General features: G+C 60.5%; 33 protein-coding genes. 24 read left to right on the top strand and 9 right to left on the bottom strand.

What is annotated here, in order from left to right; genetic code table 11:
• The first annotated feature begins 19 nt into the window (after window positions 1-19).
• The 19 genes from CAF90_RS06850 to recX all read left to right on the top strand — a co-directional run bounded on the left by CAF90_RS06850 (window position 20) and on the right by recX (window position 12,990).
• Complete coding sequence (locus CAF90_RS06850; protein ID WP_011332728.1) at window positions 20-529, top strand: phage baseplate assembly protein V; 510 nt, start codon at window positions 20-22, stop codon at window positions 527-529.
• The gene (locus CAF90_RS06855; RefSeq protein ID WP_007954906.1) at window positions 529-927 is read left to right on the top strand and encodes a phage GP46 family protein; all 399 of its coding nucleotides are present in this window, start codon (window positions 529-531) and stop codon (window positions 925-927) included. Before CAF90_RS06850 ends, CAF90_RS06855 begins: the two co-directional genes overlap by 1 nt.
• Window positions 917-1,963 carry a baseplate J/gp47 family protein gene (locus CAF90_RS06860; RefSeq protein ID WP_007954907.1) on the top strand — a complete coding sequence of 349 codons (1,047 nt, stop codon included), beginning with the start codon at window positions 917-919 and terminating at the stop codon, window positions 1,961-1,963. The genes CAF90_RS06855 and CAF90_RS06860 overlap by 11 nt, the downstream gene beginning before the upstream one ends.
• Complete coding sequence (locus CAF90_RS06865) at window positions 1,951-2,550, top strand: YmfQ family protein (protein WP_085605280.1); 600 nt, start codon at window positions 1,951-1,953, stop codon at window positions 2,548-2,550. The genes CAF90_RS06860 and CAF90_RS06865 overlap by 13 nt, the downstream gene beginning before the upstream one ends.
• Before the next feature lie 11 nt (window positions 2,551-2,561).
• A complete protein-coding gene (locus tag CAF90_RS06870; RefSeq protein ID WP_085605282.1) occupies window positions 2,562-3,440 on the top strand; it encodes a hypothetical protein in 879 nt (292 codons plus the stop codon).
• Between the two features lie 17 nt (window positions 3,441-3,457).
• Window positions 3,458-3,877 carry a tail fiber assembly protein gene (locus CAF90_RS06875; RefSeq protein WP_085605284.1) on the top strand — a complete coding sequence of 140 codons (420 nt, stop codon included), beginning with the start codon at window positions 3,458-3,460 and terminating at the stop codon, window positions 3,875-3,877.
• A 70-nt stretch (window positions 3,878-3,947) separates the two neighbouring features.
• Window positions 3,948-4,679, top strand: a complete 732-nt coding sequence (locus CAF90_RS29845; RefSeq protein ID WP_085605287.1) for a hypothetical protein — start codon at window positions 3,948-3,950, stop codon at window positions 4,677-4,679.
• A 1-nt stretch (window position 4,680) separates the two neighbouring features.
• Window positions 4,681-5,106, top strand: coding sequence for a phage tail assembly chaperone (locus tag CAF90_RS06885; RefSeq protein WP_085605289.1), 426 nt, complete (start codon window positions 4,681-4,683; stop codon window positions 5,104-5,106).
• A gap of 55 nt (window positions 5,107-5,161) precedes the next feature.
• Window positions 5,162-6,256: a phage tail protein gene (locus tag CAF90_RS06890; protein WP_085605291.1), complete on the top strand. Its 1,095-nt coding sequence runs from the start codon at window positions 5,162-5,164 to the stop codon at window positions 6,254-6,256.
• Between the two features lie 7 nt (window positions 6,257-6,263).
• Complete coding sequence (locus CAF90_RS06895) at window positions 6,264-6,830, top strand: tail fiber assembly protein (protein WP_085605293.1); 567 nt, start codon at window positions 6,264-6,266, stop codon at window positions 6,828-6,830.
• Between the two features lie 22 nt (window positions 6,831-6,852).
• Window positions 6,853-7,752 (top strand): phage tail protein, encoded by a 900-nt coding sequence (locus tag CAF90_RS06900; RefSeq protein ID WP_085605295.1) that lies wholly within the window; start codon window positions 6,853-6,855, stop codon window positions 7,750-7,752.
• Window positions 7,753-8,199, top strand: a complete 447-nt coding sequence (locus CAF90_RS06905; RefSeq protein WP_085605297.1) for a phage tail assembly chaperone — start codon at window positions 7,753-7,755, stop codon at window positions 8,197-8,199.
• An 18-nt stretch (window positions 8,200-8,217) separates the two neighbouring features.
• Entirely contained in the window at window positions 8,218-9,420 is a 1,203-nt protein-coding gene (locus CAF90_RS06910; protein ID WP_085605299.1) for a carbohydrate binding domain-containing protein, read from the top strand.
• An 11-nt stretch (window positions 9,421-9,431) separates the two neighbouring features.
• Entirely contained in the window at window positions 9,432-9,668 is a 237-nt protein-coding gene (locus CAF90_RS06915; protein ID WP_085605301.1) for a hypothetical protein, read from the top strand.
• A gap of 56 nt (window positions 9,669-9,724) precedes the next feature.
• Window positions 9,725-10,288: a glycoside hydrolase family 19 protein gene (locus tag CAF90_RS06920; protein ID WP_007954927.1), complete on the top strand. Its 564-nt coding sequence runs from the start codon at window positions 9,725-9,727 to the stop codon at window positions 10,286-10,288.
• Entirely contained in the window at window positions 10,270-10,800 is a 531-nt protein-coding gene (locus CAF90_RS06925) for a lysis system i-spanin subunit Rz (protein WP_085605303.1), read from the top strand. Before CAF90_RS06920 ends, CAF90_RS06925 begins: the two co-directional genes overlap by 19 nt.
• Window positions 10,801-10,868: 68 nt before the next feature.
• Complete coding sequence (locus CAF90_RS06930; RefSeq protein ID WP_085605305.1) at window positions 10,869-11,369, top strand: CinA family protein; 501 nt, start codon at window positions 10,869-10,871, stop codon at window positions 11,367-11,369.
• A gap of 83 nt (window positions 11,370-11,452) precedes the next feature.
• Window positions 11,453-12,511, top strand: a complete 1,059-nt coding sequence (gene recA / locus CAF90_RS06935; protein WP_003222269.1) for a recombinase RecA — start codon at window positions 11,453-11,455, stop codon at window positions 12,509-12,511.
• A gap of 8 nt (window positions 12,512-12,519) precedes the next feature.
• A complete protein-coding gene (gene recX, locus CAF90_RS06940; protein ID WP_085605307.1) occupies window positions 12,520-12,990 on the top strand; it encodes a recombination regulator RecX in 471 nt (156 codons plus the stop codon).
• 81 nt (window positions 12,991-13,071) lie between these two features.
• Here recX and CAF90_RS06945 read toward each other — a convergent pair whose 3' ends face one another.
• A complete protein-coding gene (locus tag CAF90_RS06945; RefSeq protein ID WP_007954931.1) occupies window positions 13,072-14,190 on the bottom strand; it encodes a TIGR00730 family Rossman fold protein in 1,119 nt (372 codons plus the stop codon).
• 353 nt (window positions 14,191-14,543) lie between these two features.
• Here CAF90_RS06945 and CAF90_RS06950 point away from each other — a divergent pair, with 353 nt between their 5' ends.
• Complete coding sequence (locus CAF90_RS06950; RefSeq protein WP_007954932.1) at window positions 14,544-14,738, top strand: hypothetical protein; 195 nt, start codon at window positions 14,544-14,546, stop codon at window positions 14,736-14,738.
• Here CAF90_RS06950 and CAF90_RS06955 read toward each other — a convergent pair whose 3' ends face one another.
• A complete protein-coding gene (locus tag CAF90_RS06955; RefSeq protein ID WP_064593873.1) occupies window positions 14,739-15,164 on the bottom strand; it encodes a PA3611 family quorum-sensing-regulated virulence factor in 426 nt (141 codons plus the stop codon). It lies immediately after the preceding gene.
• 189 nt (window positions 15,165-15,353) lie between these two features.
• Between CAF90_RS06955 and CAF90_RS06960 the strand changes: the two genes are divergently transcribed.
• The 3 genes from CAF90_RS06960 (at window position 15,354) to CAF90_RS06970 (ending at window position 17,410) form a co-directional block, all read left to right on the top strand.
• Window positions 15,354-16,097 carry a tRNA-uridine aminocarboxypropyltransferase gene (locus tag CAF90_RS06960; protein ID WP_085605309.1) on the top strand — a complete coding sequence of 248 codons (744 nt, stop codon included), beginning with the start codon at window positions 15,354-15,356 and terminating at the stop codon, window positions 16,095-16,097.
• 224 nt (window positions 16,098-16,321) lie between these two features.
• Window positions 16,322-16,972: a response regulator transcription factor ErdR gene (gene erdR / locus CAF90_RS06965; protein WP_007954938.1), complete on the top strand. Its 651-nt coding sequence runs from the start codon at window positions 16,322-16,324 to the stop codon at window positions 16,970-16,972.
• Between the two features lie 75 nt (window positions 16,973-17,047).
• Window positions 17,048-17,410 carry a diacylglycerol kinase gene (locus tag CAF90_RS06970; RefSeq protein ID WP_003222276.1) on the top strand — a complete coding sequence of 121 codons (363 nt, stop codon included), beginning with the start codon at window positions 17,048-17,050 and terminating at the stop codon, window positions 17,408-17,410.
• On the opposite strand, the gene CAF90_RS06975 is transcribed toward CAF90_RS06970, so the two are convergent.
• Window positions 17,407-18,333, bottom strand: a complete 927-nt coding sequence (locus CAF90_RS06975; protein ID WP_007954941.1) for a LysR family transcriptional regulator — start codon at window positions 18,331-18,333, stop codon at window positions 17,407-17,409. The genes CAF90_RS06970 and CAF90_RS06975 overlap by 4 nt on opposite strands.
• Window positions 18,334-18,477: 144 nt before the next feature.
• Here CAF90_RS06975 and fpr point away from each other — a divergent pair, with 144 nt between their 5' ends.
• Entirely contained in the window at window positions 18,478-19,257 is a 780-nt protein-coding gene (gene fpr, locus CAF90_RS06980) for a ferredoxin-NADP reductase (RefSeq protein WP_007908723.1), read from the top strand.
• Between the two features lie 70 nt (window positions 19,258-19,327).
• Here the strand turns inward: fpr and tsaA are convergent, their stop codons facing one another.
• From tsaA to rimO, 6 genes are all read right to left on the bottom strand, one after another.
• Entirely contained in the window at window positions 19,328-20,026 is a 699-nt protein-coding gene (gene tsaA / locus CAF90_RS06985) for a tRNA (N6-threonylcarbamoyladenosine(37)-N6)-methyltransferase TrmO (protein WP_371915878.1), read from the bottom strand.
• 59 nt (window positions 20,027-20,085) lie between these two features.
• Window positions 20,086-20,856, bottom strand: a complete 771-nt coding sequence (locus CAF90_RS06990) for an SDR family oxidoreductase (protein ID WP_007954945.1) — start codon at window positions 20,854-20,856, stop codon at window positions 20,086-20,088.
• A 127-nt stretch (window positions 20,857-20,983) separates the two neighbouring features.
• Window positions 20,984-21,451: a DUF1456 family protein gene (locus tag CAF90_RS06995; protein WP_007954948.1), complete on the bottom strand. Its 468-nt coding sequence runs from the start codon at window positions 21,449-21,451 to the stop codon at window positions 20,984-20,986.
• Between the two features lie 73 nt (window positions 21,452-21,524).
• Complete coding sequence (locus CAF90_RS07000) at window positions 21,525-22,235, bottom strand: rRNA pseudouridine synthase (protein WP_085605313.1); 711 nt, start codon at window positions 22,233-22,235, stop codon at window positions 21,525-21,527.
• A gap of 192 nt (window positions 22,236-22,427) precedes the next feature.
• Entirely contained in the window at window positions 22,428-22,901 is a 474-nt protein-coding gene (locus tag CAF90_RS07005) for a GNAT family N-acetyltransferase (RefSeq protein ID WP_085605315.1), read from the bottom strand.
• 111 nt (window positions 22,902-23,012) lie between these two features.
• Window positions 23,013-24,350: a 30S ribosomal protein S12 methylthiotransferase RimO gene (gene rimO / locus CAF90_RS07010; protein WP_007954955.1), complete on the bottom strand. Its 1,338-nt coding sequence runs from the start codon at window positions 24,348-24,350 to the stop codon at window positions 23,013-23,015.
• Between the last annotated feature and the right edge of the window lie 182 nt (window positions 24,351-24,532).

Raw genomic sequence — 24,532 nt, forward strand, 5'->3', positions numbered from 1 at the left:
CTCCCTCCAAGGAAACCCTATGAGCCTACTGACACGCCTGCTGGCGCGCGGCACTGTCGTGCTCGCCAATTCGGCATCCAAACTGCAATCGCTGCAAATGCGCCTCACCGCCGGTGAAGTGAACGACGACATGGAGCACTTCGAACCCTACGGTTTCACCAGCCATCCGCTGGCCGGTGCCGAAGGCGTCGTCACGTTTCTCGGCGGCGACCGTTCTCACGCCATCGCTCTGGTGGTCGCCGACCGCCGTTACCGCCTGCAATCGCTGGCGGCCGGCGAGGTGGCGATCTACACCGACGAGGGCGACAAAATTCACTTCAAGCGCGGGCGGATCATCGACATCGAAACCGCCACGCTTAACATCCGCGCCAGCACCGCCGTGAACTTCGAGACGCCGGTGATCAACCAGACCGGCAAGATCGTTTCCAAAGGCGATCAAGTGGCCGGCGGCATCAGTCAGATCAAGCACGTGCACGTTGGCGTGCAGGCGGGCAGTGGCCAGACCGGCGCGCCGGCGGGAGGTCAGTGATGCTTTTCAGTCAGAACCTCCACGCCGCGCTGACCCGTGCGGTGCTGATCAGCCTGTTCACCTGGCGCCGCGCCGCCGACGACGATGCCCTCGACGACGAGGAGCGTTTCGGCTGGTGGGGCGACACCTTTCCCACCGTGGCCGACGATCGTATCGGCTCGCGGCTGTGGCTGCTGCGCCGGGTCAAGCTGACCCGCCAGACCCAGATGGACGCCGAGTTCTATGCCCGCGAAGCCTTGCAGTGGCTGATCGACGACGGCCATTGCAGCGCCATCGACATCATCAGCGAACGCCTCGACGCCCAGCGCCTGAACCTGCGCACGGTCCTGACCCTGGCCGACGGCGAACGCCTGGACATCAACCCCGATAACAGTTGGCAGGTGATCTATGCCGTTTGAAACCCCTTCGCTGCCGGTGCTGATCAAGCGCACCCAAAGCGACCTGGCCGGCGATTCGCTGCGCCAGTCCGATGCGCAAGTCCTGGCCCGCACACTCGGCGGCGCCGCTTATGGTCTGTACGGCTACCTCGACTGGATTGCCGAGCAGATCCTGCCCGACACCGCCGACGAGTCGACCCTGGAACGCATCGCCGCGCTGCGCCTGAACCAGCCGCGCAAACCGGCGCAGGTCGCCACCGGCAACGTCAGCTTCAACGCGACGGCGGGCGCGGTGCTGGACGCCGATACGTTGCTGCAGGCGAGTGATGGCCGCACGTTCAAAGTCACTGCCGCGCGCACCACCGTCAATGGCGTCAACAGCACCAGCATCGCCGCGCTGGATGCCGGCAGTCTGGGTAACGCCGAGGCCGGGCTGGCGTTGACGCCGGTGCAGCCGATCGCTGGTGTGGTCAGCAACAGTTTTGTGGTGCTGGCGCCCGGACTGAACGGTGGCGTGGCACGTGAAAGCCTGGAGTCGTTGCGCTCGCGGGTGATCCGTTCCTATCGCGTGATCCCCCACGGCGGTTCCGCCAGCGACTATGAAACCTGGGCGCTGGAAGTGCCGGGCGTGACGCGAGCCTGGTGTCGGGGTGGCCTGCTCGGGCCGGGCACCGTGACGGTGTTCATCATGCGTGATGAAGATCCGCAACCGGTGCCCAACGACGAACAGTTGGCGGAAGTTCAGGACTACATCGAACCGCTGCGTCCTGTGACCGCGCAAGTGCAGGTGCAGCGACCGATTCAAGTGCCGGTGGTGTATCGCTTCAAGAGTGTCAACCCGGACACCACCGCTGTGCGCGCCGCCGTTGAAGCGCAACTGCGCGACCTGCACAACCGTGAAGCCGATCTGGGTGTGCCGTTGCTGATCAGCCATATCCGCGAAGCCATCAGCAGCGCCGGCGGTGAGTACGATCACACCTTGACCGCGCCGGCCGCTGACGTGCCTGCCGGTCAAAGCGAACTGCTCACCTTCGGAGGTTGCGTATGGGGGGCATAAGATCCGCTGCGCAATATCAGGCGCAGCTTCGCGCACTGCTGCCCAGTGGCCCGGCATGGGATCCGGAGCGCGTGCCGGAGCTCGAGGAGGTGCTGGAAGGCGTCGCCGTCGAACTGGCGCGCCTCGACGCCCGTGCCGCCGATCTGCTCAACGAGATGGACCCGGCCGGCGTCAGCGAACTGGTGCCGGACTGGGAACAGGTGATGAACCTGCCCGACCCGTGCCTCGGCGCTACGCCGCTGTTCGACGACCGTCGCCTTGCCGTGCGCCGCCGCCTGCTGGCGGTCGGCAGCCAGGCTGTCGGCTACTACCTGGAAATCGCCAAAAGCCAGGGTTATCCCAACGCCACCATCACCGAGCTCGAAGCCCCGCGCATGGGGCGTTCGCGTTTCGGCGCAGCGCATTGGGGCACCTGGGAAGCGCAGTTCATGTGGACGCTCAACACCGGCGGCCGGCTGTTGCTCGGTCGGCGTTATGGCGCGAGCTACTGGGGCGAGCGCTTCGGCGTGAATCCGGGCTCGGCGCTGGAATGCCTGATCCATCGGGCGGCACCGGCGCATACCAAGGTGCACATCAACTATGACTAGGGAGTAGCGGGATGGATTATCCGAAAAGCATGCCCGGTGTGGGTCTGGTCAACAGCCGATTCGTCGATGAAAACCCGATCACGGGAACGCCGGGATCGTTGATTCCTGCCGAATGGGGCAATGCGCTGACCGAGGAAGTGTTGACGGTCATCAAGGCGGCGGGCATCGAGCCCACCGAGGGGTTGAACACGCAATTGCTGGAGGCGTTGCGCGGCAAGCGACTTTTTGAAACGCCTGCACAGTTCGACTCCAGTCAGAAGGTTGCGACGACGGAGTTTGTCCAGCGCGCACTGGGCAGTCTGGCGGGGCAAACCAACTACGTCGGTGAAGTGACGTTGACGGCCGCGGACGTCGGCAAACTCTCTATCTTCACTGGACCGAGCACGGCCACATTGCCTGAATGGTCGAGCGTTCCTGCGGGTGGACTGGTATCTCTTGTCGCCAGCTCCGGTGGTTTGACAGTGAAAGCCAGAACGGGCGAAACCCTGAGCACCACCAATGGGGTCTCGGGTACCTCCCTTTCATTTGTCGGCGGCAGTTACGTGACATTCAGGCGCCTCCTATTGGGCGGCGGGTGGGGATTGGACTCGGGGGACGGTGCGCTCAAATACTCTCCGGCGTTCGGTGCTTCACTGGGCACTGCCGGTGGTTATCAGCGCCTTCCCAGCGGCCTGATTCTGCAATGGGGTCTGGCCGGGGGCGGCGGCCTCAGTGAAACCATCACCTATCCGATTGCCTTTCCCAACGCCGTGCTGTTTCTGTCCGGTGGCGATATTTCCCCGAGTTTCGCAGACCTGCGTTTTTCCTTTTACAGACTCTCGTTAAGCCAGTTTCAACGATTTTCAAACTCCGATCCCGGTGGCTGGAACTGGTTTGCCATGGGCTTCTGAAATCAAAGGTAAAGACGATGAAATTTATTGATTTTGACGCCCAGGGTGAACTCCTTGGGCGCTATGACCCGATGATTCACACGCAGATTCCGGCCAGCGCGGTGGAAATTTCCGACGAACTATTCCTGCGCACGATCGATGAACGTGACGGCATCTGGCGATACACCGAAGGCAAGGTCACCAAGCACGCCTTGCCGAATACCTCGCAGCAAGTCGATGCCGAACGGCGAGCGGCTGCGCTGGCACGACGTGATGAGCTGCTGGCAGAGGCTGACCAACAGACTGTCGGTATGGCGGACGCCTACATCGCAGGCTTGCTGGATGCCGACGACATGCAGCGGTTCAAGGCTTACGCCACTTACAAGCTGGCACTGAACAAGATCGAAAAACAGCCGGATTACCCGCAACACGTAGTCTGGCCCGAACTGCCTGCCTGAGGCCGCCACTGGCCTGATCCCTGAAAACCAACCCTGAAAATCATCCCTCTGAATAACGGGAGGTCCGCACGTGGACTATCCAAAAAGTGTTCCCAGTGCCGGTCTGGTAAACGGGAAATTTATCGATGAAAACCCGCTGACCGGTAAACCGGGATCGCTGATTCCGGCAGATTGGGGCAATGGCGTGACGGACGAGATTGTCAATGTGATCAGCGCTGCGGGTCTTGCGCCGAATGAAAGTGACAACACTCAACTGAAAGCGGCGATATCGACGCTCGTCGAAAAGAACAGAAATGAATCTTTTGCCAGCAAGGAAGAAGCCGAGTCGGGTGCCAGCAGCAATCGGCTGATGTCTCCTTTGCGAGTGTTTCAGGCGATTGAAAAGAAACTGGTGCAAGCGACGGAAACGGTTTTCGGCTGGGCGCGTGTCGCCTCCCAGGCGCAGGTCAATGCCGTCTCGGACGACACCACGATTGTGACGCCGAAAAAACTGGGGCTGGGCGTGTCCTACAGCTTTGGCGAAAACGGCTACGTCGTCTTCCCGACCTGGCTGGGTGGCTTCACGATCCAGTGGGTGCTGATCACGGTTGGCGTCGATAAGACTTATGTATCCAAGCCCTGGCCACTGGCGTTCAGGAACCAATGTCGCGGGGCATGGGCAAGCTACTCGCACAGCGGAAACGCCCCCTTTTTTGATATCACCACACCTCCGCTGGTGACCTACTTCGACGCAAGCCAGGTTCAGATACTGAGTAATTCCGGCGGTACGGGTTATGTCAGTGTCCTGAGTGTGGGGAACTGACATGAAACGTTTCTACAGCCGTGCTACCGGCAATACCTACCTGGCGGGTTATCACACAAGCCTGCCTGACGATGCCGTCGAAATTGACGATGAACGCTACGAGGCGGTGATCGCCAATCCGGCAGCTGGCATGGATCGATCCCACGATGAGCATGGCTTGCCGATTCTGGTGGAGTTCGCTCCGGTTTCGGATGAACAGGCTGCCAGGGACGCCAAGGCCTGGCGCGACAAAGAGTTCGAACGAGTGGTCTGGCTGCGCGACCGGCATCGGGATGAAGTGGAGTTGATGAAGGCCACGACAATTTCCGATGCCGACTATCAGACCCTGCTCGTCTATCTGCAGGCCCTGCGCAAATGGCCGCAAGCCAAAAAATTTCCTTCCAAACGCTCTCGACCGAAGAAACCGGCATGGATGGCTGCCGAGTGAACGGATACCGCGTTCTCGACATTTGCAATCGGTGCTTCAGATAAAGGATTGAACTATGGATTACCCAAAAAGCGTCCCCAGCGTCGGCCTGGTCAATGGCCGGTTCGTCGATGAAAACCCGGTGGCGGGAACGCCTGGCTCTTTGATTCCGGCGGTCTGGGGCAACAGCGTTACACAGGAAATTCTCAACGTGATTACCGGCGCTGGGCTGACAGCCGCCGAGGCCGATACCGGCCAGTTGCTCAAAGCCATTCAATCGATTGTCGGCAATGGCAGTCCGATGCGTTCGGTGGTAACGCGGCTGACTGCATCCAGGACGCTGACCGACCCGGAGCTGGGCCTGGTGCTGATCGATGGCGGATCCAGTGCCGTGACGGTGACGTTGCCGCCGGCAAACGCGGCGCTGGGTGTGCGCGATGTGATTGTTCGGCGCATGGATAACAGCGGCAACCGATTGATCGTTCAGGCGTCGGGTTCCGACCGCATTCGTTTTCACACACACCTGTCACCCAGCGGCTATCCGTTTCTGGTGTTGATGGGCGGCGGCGACTGGTGGCAGTTGCGCAGCGATGCCGCCGGTAGCTGGTGGCCAGTCGGTCGGTTTGACAACATTCCCCTTGGCCGACCGTTTTTCGAGACGACCACCTTGCTCAGTCCTGGTGGCTACGGTGCGCTCAACGGTACGGTCATGAAGCGTGTCGAGTGGCCCTGGCTGTGGGACCACGCCCAGCTGTCCGGAATGTTGGGCACCGAGGCCGCGCGTGCGGGAAACGAAGGTAAATGGACGTCGGGTGATGGTGCGTCAACCTTCCGTGGCCCTGAAGGGCGAGGCGAGTTTCTGCGGGTTTTGGACGAGGGCAGGGGCGTGGACTCCGGCCGTGCCACGGGGGCCTTTCAGGCCGGATCGATTCACTCGTATGCCATGGGTGCCAATGGTGCCGGTGCGGTGGGCGCGTGGTGGTCGGACAGCCTGACCGGCTTCGGTGCCGAGTCTCGTGAAGAGCCGCAATACGTGTCCGGACTGGTCAACGGCGGCCCTGTCTTCCCTGCCAATACGACCTACCAACGAGATGCTGCCAACACCCTGTTGCTGGCCTTCAAGTCCCGCCCTCGCAATATCGCCTATCCCGGCCGTATCAAACTCATCTGAGGTGCCTATGTTCAATTATCTGTTTGACGGCGCGGGCGTTTTGTCCGGGCCTGTCGAGTTTTTCGTGACCCCGGGCATCGGTATTCAATTGCCCGGCAACGCGGTGGAACTGTCGTTCGAGTTACCCGCGCCTGAAGCTGGTCGTACCTGGGCCCTGATCAACGGTGTACCGCGAGAAGTGATTGACCGGCGCGGTCCGGTTTTTCGCAAGGACGGTGGCGGGCAGCAGATCTGGAGTGAGTTGGGCGAGCTGCCCGAAACCTTGACAACCCAGCCCTGGCCCGGGGAATTCCATGTGTGGCGCGACAACGCATGGCAACTGGATGAGCAAGCCCGTTTGCACAGCGTCAGCCAGCAGATTCTGGAGAAGCGCGACACGCTGCTGCGCGACGCCGTCCTGCGCATCGCCCCTCTGCAATACGCCGAAGACATCGGCGACGCCTCCCACGAAGAGCAACTGCAATTGCTCGAATGGAAGCTCTACAGCGTCGAGCTGAACCGCATCGAAAAACAGGCCGGTTTCCCCGAGGAAATTACTTGGCCCGTTGTACCCGGTACAACGTTGAACACCTGATTTCCAAGCAAGGAGAAATGTAATGGACTATCCAAACAGTGTTCCCAGTGCCGGTCTGGTCAACGGCCGGTTTGTCGATGAAGACCTGATCACGGGCAAGCCGGGATCATTGATTCCCGCGAGTTGGGGCAATGGTGTCACGCAGGAAATATTGAAGGTCATCCAGAGCGCCGGACTCACTCCGTCTGAATCCGCCAACGATCAGTTGCTGACCGCATTGCGTGGCAACAAGTTGTTCGTGACCCCACCGCAGTTCGACAGCGATCAGTCAGTTGCCACCACCGAGTTCGTGACCCGCAGCGGACTGCAGTATTCGGGGTTTGCTTCGTATGCAGCAAGTGTTGCGCTGACCGCGGCCAACGTCGGTGGAGTCGCCAGCTTTTCCAGTGCGACAGCGATTTCCACGACGTTGCCGGCCACGAGCAACATTGCCCACGGCAGCACCCTTCAGGTGATCAATGCCGGCACCGGCGTTTTGACCATCGCAACGGTCGGCAGCGATGTTATCAAGGCCTCCAATGGCGCTGGCGGGCCGATCGTCCTCGGGCTTGGCGATTGCGCCGAGTTCATCAAGCTCGACAACCAATGGCGGTTGATTGGCGGAACAATGAGCAACCGTTACTCGTCGCTGTTGAGCGGATCCAGCGGCAATAGCGGTTATCAACGGCATGCGACCGGCAACATCGATCAGTGGGGCATGGCTGTTTCGGATGCAAATGGCGATATCAAAGTTGTCTTCCCTATTTCCTTCCCCAACGCTTTCAGCTCGATCGTGGCGATTCATTCGGGGGGCGATGGTGCCATGGTCATTCTCACTGGCAATCCGTCCCCGAGCAAACAGGGATGCACTTTGAAAATCCGCAGTTACACCGGCGATGTTGCGGCTAACTGGACTGTCCTCTATCACGCAAAGGGCTATTGAATGAATCCGTTCAACGTTCTGTTCAGCGCCAGCACCCGGGGCGTTTATGTACCGGGTATCAATTCGTCGGACATTCCCGATGACGTCATCGAAATTCCCCAGGCGTACTGGGAATCGCTGCTGCAACAACTGACGGTGTCTGCAAAAGTGATCGGCGTGCGTGCGGACAACGGTTATCCGGTGTTGGTCGATCCACCGCCTCCCTCTGCCGAAGTAGCGGCTGACGCAGAACGCCGCTGGCGCACGGCGCAACTGGCCGCAACCGACGGTCTGGTGGCCCGTGACCGCGATGAGCTGGAGGACGGCGGCGGCACCACCCTGACCACCGAGCAATACGCCGAACTGCAAACATTTCGGCGAGCGCTGCGCGACTGGCCCCAGGCGTCGTTTTTCCCGTTCAGCGAGCATCGCCCGGTAGCGCCGCGCTGGTTGGCCCCGGCGCTCTAGTGGACCAAGGAAACTAAAATGGATTATCCGAAAAGCGTTCCCGGCTCAGGCCTGGAGAATGGCAAGTTCGTCGATGAAGACCCCATCGCCGGAAAACCGGGATCGTTGATCCCGGCCAGCTGGGGCAACAGTGTGACCCAGGAAATTCTCAATGCGATCACGGCCGCCGGCCTGACGCCGGATGAGGAGCAGACCGATCAACTGGCCCAGGCCATCCGGCAACTGGCGAAACCGGATCCGTTGCAGCAGTTTCCTGTGCAGGTGTATCGCAAGAATCTGTTGATCAATGGCGGATTCAATATCTGGCAACGCGGCACGACCAATCAGGCGCCGAACATCGGTGGGTATGTGGCGGATCGCTTCCGCTGCGACTGGAACGGCAACGCAGGTGTCAGCATTTCGCGCCAGGATTTTGCCCTCGGTCAAACCGAGGTCACTGGCGAACCCGCTTTCTTCCTGCGTTGGCAGCAGGCCACTGCGGGCACCGGGGCAACGGTGCATAGAGTCTCCCAGAGCATCGAATCGGTCAGGAACCTGGCCGGGCGAACGGCGACGGTCAGCTTCTGGGCGCGGTCCGATGCGACGCGTCCTTTGCGCGTCACGATTGCCCAGCAGTTCGGGGCGGGGGGCTCGGAAGGTGTGGTGAAGGTTGTCGACGTCTTTCAACTGAGTACGTCGTGGAAGAAATACAGCGCAACGTTTCAGGTACCAACCATCGCCGGAAAAATGCTCGGCGTGAATGACTGCCTGACCTTGTCGTTCGATCTGCCGCTCAACGTGTTGCAAACCGTCGATCTGGCACAGATGCAGTTGGAAGAGGGGCCGGTTGCAACGCCGTTTGAATACCGTCCCTTGGCCGAAGAGTTGACTCTCTGTCAGCGCTATTTCGAAAAATCTTTTGTAAATCGTCTGCCGGTCCGTTCGAACAACGGTCCAGCAACCTGTATCGCCACCTTTTCCCAAGTGGCGGCAGCCAATTCCGGCCAGTATGGAATGTGTATCGACATGCAGGTGCCCAAGCGTGTACAGCCTACGGTCGTGACGTATTGCCCGGGGGAGGTGAGCAATCAAGTCTGGCATTCATCGCTGGCGAAGGCCTGCACAGGAACCATCCTGCAAAGTGTGAGCGAGCGAGGGTTTGCGCTTGCCACCGTGACGCCCCCAGGCAGCTTTCCCGGGCAGGCCTTGCAGGTCGATTGGACCGCGGACGCGGAAATCTAGGAGGCAAGTCCATGAGTTATCAGCTCACATCGTCTGGCGTTCTGCGCCTGAGTGATTCAGCGTTCATTCCACAGGAATCAAGCAACCGTGACTGGGTGGAGTACCAGGAGTGGCTGGTGTCCGGGGGACAGGTACTGCCACTGGATCCGCCGAATGCGACGGCCAGTCAAGGCATGCTGGGTTTGTTCAAGCGAATGATCCAGGTTTCCCCGGACAGCACTCTGAAAACTGAGGTAAACAATGGCTGATCAGCTTTGGTCGCCAACCGTGATTCAATCGGAGCATCCAGGGAGGACCGAGCATCATGCAAATCACTGAAGACAACCTACTCAACATCATGCCCAACGCCCGCCGCCAAGCGGGCGTTTTTGTTTCTGCACTCAACGATGCCATGGCTCGCCATCGCATCGACACACCTAAACGCGTGGCTGCGTTTCTCGCCCAGATCGGACACGAATCGGGGCAATTGCAGTACGTGCGTGAACTGGGCAACAACCAATACCTGAGCAAGTACGACACCGGTACGCTGGCCTTGCGATTGGGCAATACGCCCGAGGCCGATGGCGACGGGCAGAAGTATCGCGGGCGCGGGCTGATCCAGATTACCGGCCGCGCCAACTATCGCCAGTGCAGCCTCGGGCTGTTCGGTGACGAGCGCTTGCTGGCGCTGCCGGAACTGCTGGAACAACCGCAATGGGCGGCCGAGTCCGCCGCATGGTTCTGGGCGCAGAACGGCCTGAACGCGCTGGCGGATCAGGATCAGTTCAACAGCATTACCCGACGGATCAACGGCGGGTTGAACGGCTTGCAGGATCGCCTGGAACTCTGGGGGCGGGCGAGGGCGGTGTTATGCCTGCCTTCGGTCTGAGCGTCTGGCGGCTGATCGGCCTGATGCTGCTGGCCGCAGGTTCGGCGGCGCTGGCGTGGCAGTTTCAGGACTGGCGCTACGGCCGCCAACTGGCCGAACAGGCGCGGTTGCACGCCGAAGCCCTCAATCAACTGACTTCGGCTGCCGCCACCGCGCAGCAGGCCGAGCAGGACAAGCGTCTGGCCCTGGAGCAACGGCTCACGGCCAGTGAACAAACCCATTACCGAGCACTGAACGATGCCCAACGTGATCAGGATCGCCTGCGCGATCGTCTTGCCACTGCTGATCTGCGCCTGTCAGTCCTCATCGACGCAGGCGACGCTGCCCAAGGCTGCGGTGTGCCAGCCGCCTCCGGCACCGGCGGCGTGGATCATGCAGCCGTACGCGCCCGACTTGACCCGGCGCATGCTCGACGAATTGTCGCCATCACCGGCGAAGGCGACCGTGGACTGATCGCCTTGCAGGCCTGTCAGGCCTATATCAGAGCGCTGGCGCCTGCACATTTTGAATAAGCTTGTGTATTGAAAGCGCAACCGGCTCGTGTACGGTGGTACTCATTCCATCCGATCCGGAGCGCGCCGTGAAAGAAATCACCCAACTGGCGGCCGAACTTGGCCGACGTCTGCAATTGCTCAATGCCCACGTCACGACGGCCGAGTCGTGCACCGGTGGCGGGATTGCCGAAGCCATCACCCGCATTCCGGGGAGTTCGGCATGGTTCGAGGCGGGTTACGTGACCTATTCCAACCGCCAGAAAACCCAGCAGCTAAATGTACCGACGGAGTTGTTCGGCACCGTCGGCGCGGTCAGTCGCGAAGTGGTCGAGGCCATGGTGCGCGGCGCCCAGGAAAAAAGCCTGGCGCGGTTTGCCGTGGCGGTCAGCGGCGTGGCCGGGCCGGACGGTGGTTCGCCGAACAAACCGGTGGGCACCGTCTGGCTGGCGTGGGGCGTGGGCGACCAGGTTTCCAGCGAGGTTCAACACTTCCCCGGCAACCGCGACGAAGTCCGCCGACAAACGGTGAAGGCCGCGCTAGAGGGCTTGCTGCGACTAGCGGCACGAGAAATCGAAAATCAGGGGTAGGCGATCCGTGAACGCTGTGGAATAATACTGGCTACTTATACAGGTGTTGGCCGTCAGGCCTTATTGATTACGTGAGGACTTTAATGGACGACAACAAGAAGAAAGCCTTGGCTGCGGCCCTGGGTCAGATCGAACGTCAATTCGGCAAGGGTGCCGTAATGCGTATGGGCGATCAGGACCGTCAGGCGATCCCGGCCATTTCCACCGGCTCTCTGGGTCTGGACATCGCACTCGGCATCGGCGGCCTGCCAAAAGGCCGTATCGTTGAAATCTACGGTCCTGAATCTTCCGGTAAAACCACACTGACGCTGTCCGTGATCGCCCAGGCTCAAAAAGCCGGTGCGACCTGCGCCTTCGTCGACGCCGAACACGCCCTCGATCCTGAGTACGCCGGCAAGCTGGGCGTCAACGTTGACGACCTGCTGGTTTCCCAGCCGGACACCGGCGAACAGGCCCTGGAAATCACCGACATGCTGGTGCGCTCCAACGCCGTTGACGTGATCATCGTCGACTCCGTGGCCGCTCTGGTGCCAAAGGCTGAAATCGAAGGCGAAATGGGTGACATGCACGTGGGCCTGCAAGCCCGTCTGATGTCCCAGGCGCTGCGTAAAATCACCGGTAACATCAAGAACGCCAACTGCCTGGTGATCTTCATCAACCAGATCCGCATGAAGATCGGCGTGATGTTCGGCAGCCCGGAAACCACCACCGGTGGTAACGCGCTGAAGTTCTACGCCTCGGTTCGTCTCGACATCCGCCGTACTGGCGCGGTGAAGGAAGGCGACGAAGTGGTCGGCAGCGAAACCCGCGTCAAGGTTGTGAAGAACAAGGTGGCTTCGCCGTTCCGTCAGGCCGAGTTCCAGATTCTCTACGGCAAGGGTATCTACCTGAACGGCGAGATGATCGACTTGGGCGTACTGCACGGTTTCGTCGAGAAGTCCGGCGCCTGGTATGCCTACGAAGGCACCAAGATCGGTCAGGGCAAGGCCAACTCGGCCAAGTTCCTGGCGGACAACCCGGAAGTCGCGGCCAAGCTCGAGAAGCAACTGCGTGACAAACTGCTGTCGCCAGCAGTGATCGCCGACTCCAAGGCTTCTGCGGTCAAAGAGACCGAAGACGACCTGGCTGACGCTGACATCTGATTGCACCGATGACAACCGCCGTACTCGATACCCTCGTCGCGGTGCGGCGAACCGCCATGGACCTGCTCGCACGCCGCGAGCATGGTCGAGTCGAGCTGACGCGCAAACTGCGTCAGCGTGGCGCTCCCCCCGAGATGATCGAAACTGCCCTCGACCGTTTGACGGAAGAAGGGCTGCTTTCCGAAGCCCGTTATCTTGAAAGCTTTGTTTCCTATCGCGCCCGTTCCGGTTACGGCCCACTGCGGATTCGCGAAGAACTGAGCCAGCGCGGGTTGCAACGCGCCGATATAGAACTCGCCTTGCGCGAGAGCGGTATCAACTGGCAGGAGCAGCTAACGGACACGTGGCGACGGAAGTTTTCCGGACAGCTTCCCGGCGATGCCAAGGAACGCGCCAGACAAGGTCGATTCCTGGCGTACCGGGGATTCTCGATGGAGATGATCAACCGCTTGTTCAGCGGCAGAGGGATGGACGATTAAATCGCTCCAGCTTCAGCTCAGCTTCATCTAAAAAATAAAAAACGGCCCGCTATTTCGATAGCGGGCCGTTTTTTTTTGCCTTCACGTTACCTTTGACGGTTCGCGGGTGCGTTGCGCGGTCTGGGGTTTTGACTGGGCCCAGTTTTCCGGCAGGTTGATGTAGTCCACCAGCTCCCGCAGACGCCCGTGATCCCGGGCGTTGAAGGCAAATGCCAGGCGCGTCAGGTGGCTGAATTGAGCCTCGTCGTGTTCTTCGCCGGCGTAGGCGTGTTGATGGAACTGGTCGCTCAGGCACAGATCGGCAAAGGCTTCCTGCATATGGTCCAGGGCCTGGTCGCTCAATTTGTGGTTCATGCGAATGACAAACTGGCGCTTGAGCCAGCGACTGGAGTGGAAGTTGCCGTAGAACTGGTTGATCTGCTCCACCGCCTCTTCAACGTTGTAGACCAGGCGGATCAGCTTCAGGTCGGTCGGCAGGATGTAGCGGTTTTCCTCCAGTTGCTGACGGATGAAGTCCAGCGCGCCTTGCCAGAACGTCCCGCCCGGTGCGTCCAGCAGAACCACTGGCACCAGAGGGCTTTTGCCGGTCTGGATCAGCGTGAGCACTTCCAGTGCTTCATCCAGAGTGCCGAACCCTCCTGGGCACAAGACCAGCGCATCGGCTTCCTTGACGAAGAACAGCTTGCGCGTGAAGAAGAAATGGAACGGCAGCAGGTTGTTGGTGCCGTCCACGGTGGGGTTGGCATGTTGTTCGAAGGGCAGGGTGATGTTGAAGCCCAGGCTGTGATCGCGACCGGCACCTTCATGGGCGGCGGCCATGATTCCGCCGCCGGCACCGGTGATGACCATCATGTTCGAGCGGGCAAGCGAGGCTCCGAGTTCCCGAGCCATGGCGTAAAGGGGATGTTCGACCGGGGTGCGAGCCGAACCGAACACTGTGACCTTGCGTCGCCCCTTGAACTGTTCAAGCGTGCGAAACGCCTGCTCCAGTTCGCGCAGGGCTTGCAGGGTGATCTTGGCGTTCCAGCGATTATGGTCTTCCTGGGCCATGCGCAGCACGGTCAGGATCATGTCGCGGTAGATGGGGGAATTCGGGCTGTTGGGTGATACCAGGTTGAGTTGTTCTTCGACCTTGCTGATGAGGTCGTGGCCGCTTTCCTGAAAATGACGGCTGAGCAGGTCATTCGGTTGGTAAGGCATGCAACTTCTCCTTCTGCACAGAGCTTTCGGCCCTGACGTGCGGCGTCAGTGCCGCGCTGCAAGAAAACAAACAGCCGGCAGCTCCTTTCCTGCCGTTAATGAAATGATCGGGAATACGTTGAATCTAGACCCTCGAAGCATTTTTCGCTCATTGAGCATTGCGCCGCAAAGTCTTTCCTGGCAACTGCTTATTGCCGTTTTGCGAAGTGTTTTCACCGCTCGTCCGATGCCACGTCGAGGGCTGAATGCTCTGATTTACTAAGTTAAAGGCGCCGTACGACAACTTTGCGTCAACGACCGTACGCAAGGTGCACGCTATTCAAGGATTTGCGGGTGGCAAGGAGGCGGGACACATGACCAGAGTGATTCTGGAGATCGATACGCAGCTGTATCGGTTGTTGAAAGCATCGGCCGAGACCAACCATGTGAGTCTCGAAGAGGAGTGCTGCCGACGCCTGGCGGGAGGGGATCGCCGCTCGCGTTACTTGCAGGCCTTGCTGGCCGAACTGCGCGCCGAGGATGAACAGCGGCGCGCTACGTCGCGATGATTACTTCTTCTTCGCTGGAGCCGCTTTCGGGCAATCCGATTCCTGGTAGCTGGCGGAGCCGATCGCCTTGTTGCTTTTCACTTCGGTGAAGTCGTAGCGCATGATCGCGCCCTTGGCCATCAGCTTGCGGTACGACGGGTTGTTGCAGACCGAGGCGCCCAGCTGGAAATACACGGCTTTGGGATCGGCGCGCATTTTGTCGGCGTGGCTCTTTTGCACGCTCAGGTGATTGACCAGCGTGGTGCCTTCGACGGTGTAGCCCTGATCAAGAATGTCTTCGTTGATCGCCCGTGGCGTGCCGACGCTGCTTTGTGCGGCGACATTGCGCAGCTCTCGGTTCAGATTCTGCTCACTCAGGGATGCAGCCTGAGCGCTGAAGGACGAGGCCAGCAGAATGGCAGCGGTGGGAACGATAAGGCGCAGCATGAAACTCTCCTGGTTCAGTGACTGGTGGTTCGACCAGCCACGTGACTGTGCGTTCAGTGGCGGCGAATTATAGGGGAGCCGGTCGGGAGGGTACAGGCTTGTGCCCCTCGCTCTGGTAAACTGCCGGCCTTTATTGCCCTGCCGAGTGTCGTTCGTGTCGAGTTTTCCTGTCTGCCGGTGCCGCCTGCGATGAATCATGCCCCCAACGCCGTGGCCCGCCTGCGCGACCAGCGCGAGGACGAAGGCATCAAGCCGATCCAGGCCCGTGGTTTTCGCTCTCCGCGTTGCCGCGATTGCCGGGTGATCATCAGCCATTGCCTGTGCGCCTGGCGGCCAACCGTCGATACACGCTCGGGCGTTTGCCTGATCATGACCGGCAAGGAAGTGTTCAAACCCAGCAATACCGGCTGGCTGATCGCCGACATCGTGCGCGACAACCATGCCTTCATCTGGTCGCGGACAGAGCCCGACGAACAACTGCTGGCGCTGCTGAACGACCCGCAATGGCAGCCGTATCTGGTGTTCCCCGGCGAGTACGTCGAGCCTTCGCGGGTGACCAACACCGTGGATCTCGATAGCAGCAAGCGTCCGCTGTTCATCCTGCTGGACGCGACCTGGACCGAAGCCCGGAAGATTTTCCGCAAGAGCCCGTATTTCGATCGTTTGCCGATCCTCAGCCTGTTGCCTGACAAGCTGTCGCGCTATCGCCTGCGCCGCTCGACCCGCAGCGAGCACCTGTGCACCGCCGAAGTGGCGGCGCTGTGCCTGGAACTGGCCGGCGATTCGGACGCGGCGTCGGCGCTGGATGCCTATTTCGATGTGTTCAGCCAGCATTACCTGGGGGCCAAGCAGCAACTGGAGGTCAACGTGTCGACGCCCGCCCACGCTGAATTGCTGCCCTATATCCGAAACGCGGCGCCAGTACCGGCCTGATCCTGGCCCATACTGCTAAAGCAGTGGCCGTGCGGCTTGACCACCTAGGCTTCGCTGGTCATGCTTGGCGCCGATTGGGGTGCGGCCAAGGTTTGAAACGCCGTTTTTGTTCGTGATTGGCGTTGAACGTGCCCCTGTGGATGCCGCTGCCGGGCGGTATCTGGATTTGCTTTGGTGAGGCCCGAATGCGCGGGCCCGCCATCAAAAACAGGATCATTTGAAAAATGGCCACATACGACATCCTGATTGCCGATGATCACCCTCTTTTTCGTAGCGCACTGCATCAAGCGGTGACGATGGGCCTTGGCCCGGACGTACGCATGGTGGAGGTGGCGAGCATCGCCGAGCTGGAAACCCGCCTGACCGAAAAGGCTGACTGGGATCTGGTGCTGCTGGACCTGAACATGCCGGGCGCTTTCGGGTTTTCCGGGCTGGTGATGCTGCGCGGTCAGTACCCGCAGATTCCGGTGGTGATGGTTTCGGCCCAGGAAGAAGCCTCGGTGATGGTCAAGTCCCGGGAATTCGGCGCCAGTGGCTTCATTCCCAAGTCCAGCGACCTGAGCGTGATTCAGGAAGCGGTGCGCAAAGTGCTGGATGGCGACGTGTTCTGGCCGCCCCAGGCGTTCGAAGCGGTCAGCGTTTCGGATGAAGCCAAAGCCGCCAGCGATGGTCTTGCGAGCCTGACGCCGCAGCAGTTCCGGGTGTTGACCATGGTCTGCGAAGGCTTGTTGAACAAGCAGATCGCCTACGAGCTGAGTGTGTCCGAAGCGACCATCAAGGCCCACGTCACGGCGATTTTTCGCAAGTTGAACGTGCGGACCCGGACCCAGGCAGCTTTACTGCTGCAACAACTTGAGTCAATTCCGAGCCAGTAAGCACTGGCGTCTTCACGCTTTTTTGACTTTCGTTGATCTAGCTTCCCCACTTCCTTTCGGTCGGTTATCTACTTTATGTCACCTTTCAAGGGCCAGACGGGCCTGAAACGCATCCTCAACGCTTCCGGTTACTCGCTGGACGGCCTGCGCGCCGCCTTCACCGGCGAAGCGGCTTTCCGCCAACTGGTGCTGCTTAACGTGGTACTGATTCCACTGACGTTTTTCCTCAATGTCAGCCGGGTCGAGCAGGCGCTGCTGATCGCCGTGTGCCTGCTGGCGCTGATCGTCGAGCTGTTGAATTCGGCGGTGGAGGCGGCTATCGACCGTATCTCGCTGGAGTTGCACCCGCTGTCCAAGAACGCCAAGGACATGGGCAGTGCCGCGCAATTCGTGGCACTGAGCATGATCGCCCTGGTGTGGGCGGTGATTCTGCTTTAAGCGATGCTCGGCAGAACGATCTCGTCGCTGCGCTGCACCCCGGCGGTAAAGGCGCGGCACAGGTCGAGGAATTCGCGCATGGCGGAGGTCTGATACTTCTGTTTGTGCCAGATGAAGTAGAACTGCCGCGCCAGATCCAGATCCGGCGTCTCGACCGGCACCAGGCTGCCGCGGCGAAAGGCGTCACGCAGCGCCAGACGTGAAATACAGCCAATCCCCAGACCTGATTCCACCGCGCGTTTGATCGCTTCGGTGTGCTCCAGCTCCAGCCGGATGTTCAGCGCGCTGCGGTGATGCCGCATCGCCTGATCGAAGGTCAGGCGCGTCCCCGAACCCTGTTCCCGCAAAATCCACGCTTCGTGCGTCAACTCTTCCATGGTCGCGCTGCCGCGCTTGGCCAACGGATGCTGTGGGGCGCAGAACACCACCAGTTCATCCTCGACCCAGCTCTGCACTTCGATGTCCGGGTGGCTGCAATCGCCTTCGATTAGACCCAGATCAATTTCGTAATGAGCCACTTGTTGCACGATATTGGCAGTGTTCTGCACGTGCAGCTTCACCTGGCTTTCGGGGTGGCGCTGCATGAAACCGCCGATCAGCAGCGTCGCCAGGTAATTGCCGATGGTCAGGGTCGCGCCCACCGACAGCGAGCCGAAACCGGATTTGCCGTTGAGCAGGTCTTCGATTTCCTTGGCCTGATCGAGCATGGCCACCGCTTGCGGCAACAACTGTTTGCCGAGGGCGTTGAGGCTCAGGCGTTTGCCGGCGCGATCGAACAGCTGGCAGCTGGACTGGCGCTCCAGTTCGGTGATGGAAGTGCTGGCGGCCGATTGTGACAGGTTGAGCAGACCCGCAGCACGGGACACGCTCTCCTGCTGGGCGACAGCGACGAAGACTTGCAGTTGACGAAGAGTAAATCGCATATCGATATAACCGATAACCCTTATCTTAATAATCCAGTTAACAGATATTGTCGGCGCTATTAGAATGCGATGCAATTGCGCACCGTCGGCATTCTTCAACACGAGCCGGGCAGGCGCAGATCAATCTCCAGGAGTCCCACGTACATGAGCAACATGAACCACGAGCGTGTCCTCAGTGTTCATCACTGGAACGACACTCTGTTCAGCTTCAAGTGCACCCGCGATCCGGGCCTGCGCTTCGAGAACGGTCAGTTCGTGATGATCGGCCTGCAACAGCCAAACGGCCGCCCGCTTATGCGCGCTTACTCGATCGCCAGCCCGAACTGGGAAGAGCATCTCGAGTTCTTCAGCATCAAGGTGCAGGACGGTCCGCTGACCTCCCAGCTGCAGCACCTGAAGGAAGGCGACGAGATCATCATCTCGAAAAAACCGACCGGCACCCTGGTGCTGGACGACCTGAACCCGGGCAAGCACCTGTACCTGCTGAGCACCGGCACCGGTCTGGCGCCGTTCATGAGCGTGATCCAGGACCCGGAAACCTACGAGCGCTTCGAGAAAGTGATCCTGGTTCACGGTGTTCGCTACGTCAACGAAGTCGCCTACCGCGAATTCATCACCGAGCACCTGCCGCAGAACGAGTTCTTCGGCGAAGCGCTGCGTGACAAGCTGATCTACTACCCGACCGTGACCCGCGAACCGTTCGAGAATCAGGGCCGTCTGACCGACCTGATGCGCAGCGGGAAGCTGTTCAGCGACATCGGCCTGCCACCGATCAACCCGCAGGACGACCGCGCGATGATCTGCGGCAGCCCGAGCATGCTCGACGAGACCAGCGAAGTGCTCGACAGCTTCGGCCTGAAGATCTCGGCGCGTATGCGCGAGCCGGGTGACTACCTGATCGAGCGCGCATTCGTCGAGAAGTAAATCCCGACGATGCACACAGAAAAGCCCGCGTTGCCTGAGAAGGCAGCGCGGGCTTTTTCGTTTTCGCGATTCAGTCAGCGGCGGGGATGACTTCCAGAACGCGGATCTGCTCAGGCACAGGGTAGTGCCAGCGCACATCCAGATCCCAGAACTGCGCGCCGTATTCGCGCTCTGGCGCGGGCGTCTGATACGCCGGGCGCGGATCCTGGGCCAGGCATTGCTCGATCAGCTCGACCAGCGGCTCGGCCAGGCGCTGAGCGTGCGTGTGCGCCTGTTGCAGCGCCGTGTCCGTCCATTGCACGTCGATCAGGTGCGGCGCGGCACTGGCGATGCTGTTGGAGGCGTCAGCAATGATGTCGGCGTACGGCACGTAGGGTTTGATGTCGAGAATCGGCGTGCCATCCAGCAAGTCGATGCCGGAGATGAACAGGCGATTGGCTACGACCTTGTCCAGCTTCACCACCGACTGGCCGATGCCGTTCGGCCGGTGCGTGGCGCGGGTGGCGAACACGCCCATGGACTTGTTGCCACCGAGGCGCGGAGGGCGGACCTTGAGGCGCGGCTTTTCTTCCAGCGCCTGATGGAACAGGAACAGCAGCCAGACATGACTGACCTGCTCGAGCCCCTGCACCGCGTCACCCTGATCGAACGGTGCCACCAGTTCCAGCACGCCACGGGCGGCGGGGGCCAGTTGCGGCTGGCGCGGGATGGCGAACTTCTCCTTGAAGCAGGAGCGGACGAAGCCGATGGGGGAGACGCTGTAAGTCATGGTGTGCATTCGAAGCGGAGCAGGGCGGGCATGATAACCCGTCCGGCCGCGTCGCCGACCTAAAGACTGAACCCGCCATCCAGCGGAATGATATTCCCGGTCATGTACGCCCCGGCAGTACTCGCCAGGCTGATTGCCAGCGCCGCCATCTCTTCCTCTCGACCCCAGCGTTTCATCGGGATCAGCGCAGTGTCTTCGGCCAGCGCCTGCTGGTCGCTGCCGATGTGCTGGGTCATCTTGCTCGGGAAACGCCCCGGCGCGATGACATTGACGTTGATGTGCTGGCTCACCAGTTCCCGAGCCAGAATCCGTGAGAGTTGATGCAGGGCAGCCTTGCTCGGTCCGTAGGCATAGGCCTGTTCACCAAAGGAAGAAATCCCCGCCACCGAACCAATGTTGATGATCCGCGCCGGATTGGCCGCCGACCCGGATTGGCGCAGCAACGGCAGAAATTGCTGGATGCAACTGAACACCGAGGTCACGTTGAGCTGCATGACTTTCTCCCAGCCCTTGACCGGGTAGCTCTCCAGCGGCGCGCCCCAGGTGGTGCCGGCGTTATTCACCAGAATGTCCAGGTGGGTGATCTGTTCGCCCAGTCGCGCGGCCAGCTCTTTCACGCCTTCTTCCGTCGCCAGATTCGCCGCCACGCCATGACACGTGCCCAGAGCACTGAGTTCTTCAGCGGTTTGATGACAGGCTTCAGCGTCACGGGAGCAGACGTACACGCGGGCGCCGGCTTCGACAAAGGCCTTGGCGATCATTTTGCCGATACCACGGGTGCCGCCGGTCACCAGGGCGGTGCGGCCTTGCAGGGAGAAATACGGGTGCATGGCGAATCCTGAGGGCTAGGGTTCAGTACACCCTAGTCGCCGGCCGCGAAAAGCGGAGCCACTATTTTTGCAAGGAATGGAGGGGCATGCATGAAAACGGCGACCGAAGTCGCCGTGTTCAAGTGGATCAACCGCGAACGCGCAGGGTCAGGCCCTTGAGAAAATTGCGCAGCAACTGATCGCCGCACGGGCGGTAGTTGGTGTGGCCGACCTTGCGGAACAACGCGCTCAGCTCAGGCTTGGATACCGGGAACTCGGCGGCCTTGAGGATCGCGTGCATGTCGTCTTCTTTCAGCTCGAAGGCCACGCGCAGCTTTTTCAGGATGATGTTGTTGGTCACCGGCAGTTCGATCGGCAGCGGCGGACGGCTTTCGTCCTTGCCGCGCTTGAAGATCACCAGACCGTCGAGGAAGTGCGCGATGACTTCGTCCGGGCAGCGCACGAAACCTTCTTCGTCTTCTTCTTTCTTGTCGAGGTACGTCACGACATCGGCAAGCGTGACGTCCAGGCCGCCGAGTTTGATGATCTCGACCACTTTCTTGTCGCTGATATCGAGCATGTAGCGCACGCTGCGCAGAACGTCGTTGTGAACCATGTGTGCAATCCTGATTGTTCGCTGTGGGCACCGAGCGGGACGCGATGCCGGAATGTAGGGTGGCTTGCGAGCCTTAGAATTTCTCTTTACCGGACAGGTAGCGCCACTGGCCGACCGGCACCTTGCCGATGGACACGCCGCCGATGCGGATGCGGCGAATGCCGATCACCTTCAGGCCGACCGCTTCGCAGAACTGGGCGATGATCCCCGGCTGCGGGTTTTTCATGGCGAAGCGCAGACGGTTTTCGTTCTGCCAGCTGGCCTTGACCGGCGGCAGCTCCTTGCCCTTGTGAGTGAGTCCGTGCTGCAGACGGTTCAGGCCGTGGGCAACCATGTCGCCTTCGACTTCGACCACGTATTCCTGCTCGATCTTGGCCGCGTCGGCGGTGAGCTTGCGCAACACCTTCCAGTCCTGGGTGAACACCAGCAGGCCGCTGGCCTTGGGTTGCAGGTCGGCGCTGGCGGTCAGGCGCAGGAAATGCCCGCGCAGCGGACGCTTGCCGTAGCGGTGTTCTTCGCTGAGGGTGTCGGCGTTCAGCGACTGCATGGCGCTGTCGACATCCATGCCCGCCGGCACGTTGAGCAGGATGGTCACCGGCTCCGGCGCGGTGGCCTTGGCGTCCTTGTCGAGCTCGACTTTCTGGTCGCCGACCTTGAACTGCGGCTCGTCGATGACTTCGCCGTCCACGGTGACCCAGCCGCCCTCGATGAACAGCTCGGCCTCCCGGCGGGAGCAACCGACCAGCTCGATGAGGCGTTTGGAGAGGCGAATCGGGTCAGTCATGACAGGGGCCGTAACAAAAAAGGGGTGGGCATTGTACCTGCGTGGGGCCGGTTAAGCCCGATTGCATTTACAGGTGCTGAATTCAATGTGGGAGCGAGCTTGCTCGCGAAGGCGTCCTTTCAGTCTATTTCTGCAGTGGCTGTTGCACCGCATTCGCGAGCAAGCTCGCTCCCACAGTAGTTTTGTTGTGTGTCAGGCATGGTTCGAGCGTTGCTGATTCTGCCGCAAGCGCATGTGCAACAGCGGATACGGCTGGCCCATGCCATCGACTTCCGAGCGGCCGATCACTTCGAACCCTTGCTTGAAGTAAAACCCCAGGGCCTGCGGGTTCTGTTCATTGACGTCCAGTTCGTCGGCGTTCAGGTGTTCCATCGCGTACTTCAGCAGTTTCTTGCCAAGGCCCTGACCGCGATGGGCCGGGTCGATGAAGAGCATTTCGATCTTGCCGGCCGCAACCCCGGCAAATCCGGTGATGCGCTGGTGGCTGTCCCGGGTGCAAATCAGCATCACCGCATCGAGGTAGCGGGTCAGCACCAGATTCTTCAGCAGCTCGATGTAGGATTCCGGCAGGAAATCATGAGTCGCGCGGACCGAGGCCTCCCAGACCCGGGTCAGTTCCTGATAATCGCTGAGTTTCGGCGTGTGGATGACCGAGTGGTGACGCATGCCCGATAGCCTCTTTGTCATGGATGAGGGAGTCCTTCCCACCCCAAACGATAGCCGTAAAAAAGCCCCGCATCTCGTAAAAGAGAGCGGGGCTTTCTGTATTTTTCACGCTTAGATCTGTTCGGCCCAGAGGTCGTATTCGTCGGCGTCGGTCACCTTGCACCAGACCTTGTCGCCCGGCTTGAGGTTGCTGCCGTTGTCGATGAACACGTTGCCGTCGATTTCCGGGGCATCGAAGAAGCAACGGCCGACCGCGCCTTGCTCGTCGACTTCGTCGACCAACACTTCGATTTCACGGCCGATGCGCATTTGCAGGCGCGCCGAGCTGATGGCCTGCTGGTGCGCCATGAAACGCTCCCAGCGATCCTGCTTGACGTCGTCCGGAACGATGTCGAGGTTCAGGTCATTGGCCGGTGCGCCTTCGACCGGCGAGTACTGGAAGCAGCCGACGCGGTCGAGCTGGGCTTCGGTCAGCCAGTCCAGCAGGTACTGGAAGTCTTCTTCGGTTTCGCCGGGGAAGCCGACGATGAAGGTCGAACGGATGATCAGGTCCGGGCAGATTTCGCGCCAGTTCTTGATCCGCGCCAGGGTCTTGTCTTCGAACGCCGGGCGTTTCATCGACTTCAGGACTTTCGGGCTGGCGTGCTGGAACGGGATGTCCAGGTACGGCAGGATCTTGCCGGCGGCCATCAGCGGGATCAGTTCGTCGACGTGCGGGTACGGGTAAACGTAGTGCAGACGGACCCAGACGCCGAGGGTGCTCAGCGCTTCGCACAGTTCGGTCATGCGGGTTTTCACCGGCGCGCCGTTCCAGAAACCGGTGCGGTATTTGACGTCAACGCCGTAGGCGCTGGTGTCCTGGGAAATCACCAGCAGTTCCTTCACGCCGGACTTGACCAGACGCTGGGCTTCGTCGAGCACGTCGCCCACCGGGCGGCTGACCAGTTTGCCGCGCATCGACGGGATGATGCAGAAGCTGCAGCTGTGGTTGCAGCCTTCGGAAATCTTCAGGTACGCGTAGTGACGCGGGGTCAGCTTGATGCCTTGCGGTGGCACCAGGTCGATCAGCGGGTTGTGATCCTGCTTCGGCGGCACGACTTCGTGCACCGCGTTGACCACTTGCTCGTACTGCTGCGGACCGGTGACGGCCAGCACGCTCGGGTGCACGTCACGGATATTGCCTTCTTCCACGCCCATGCAGCCGGTCACGATGACCTTGCCGTTTTCCTTGATCGCTTCGCCGATGACTTCCAGCGATTCGGCCTTGGCCGAGTCGATGAAGCCGCAGGTGTTGACCACGACCACGTCGGCGTCCTGATAGGTGGACACCACGTCATAGCCTTCCATGCGCAGCTGGGTCAGGATGCGCTCGGAGTCGACCAGTGCTTTCGGGCAACCCAGAGAAACGAAGCCAACCTTTGGATTGGCCGGCGCAGGAGTGGTGGACATGTCTAACCTCGGTGTTTTGTGACGCCGCTTGCCTGATGGCAGAAGCCGACGGACGGGCGCTTGAACTGCGCCTCTGATCAAAAAGTGCGCAATTCTAGCGACGAGCAGCGCTCTTGACCAGCTTTATGCAGGGAAATACGACGAGTGCTGCGCTATGCTTCGCGCCGTTGCGCTTTACTGAA

This window comes from Pseudomonas sp. B37(2017), assembly GCF_002112885.1.
Classification (GTDB): domain Bacteria; phylum Pseudomonadota; class Gammaproteobacteria; order Pseudomonadales; family Pseudomonadaceae; genus Aquipseudomonas; species Aquipseudomonas paraglycinae.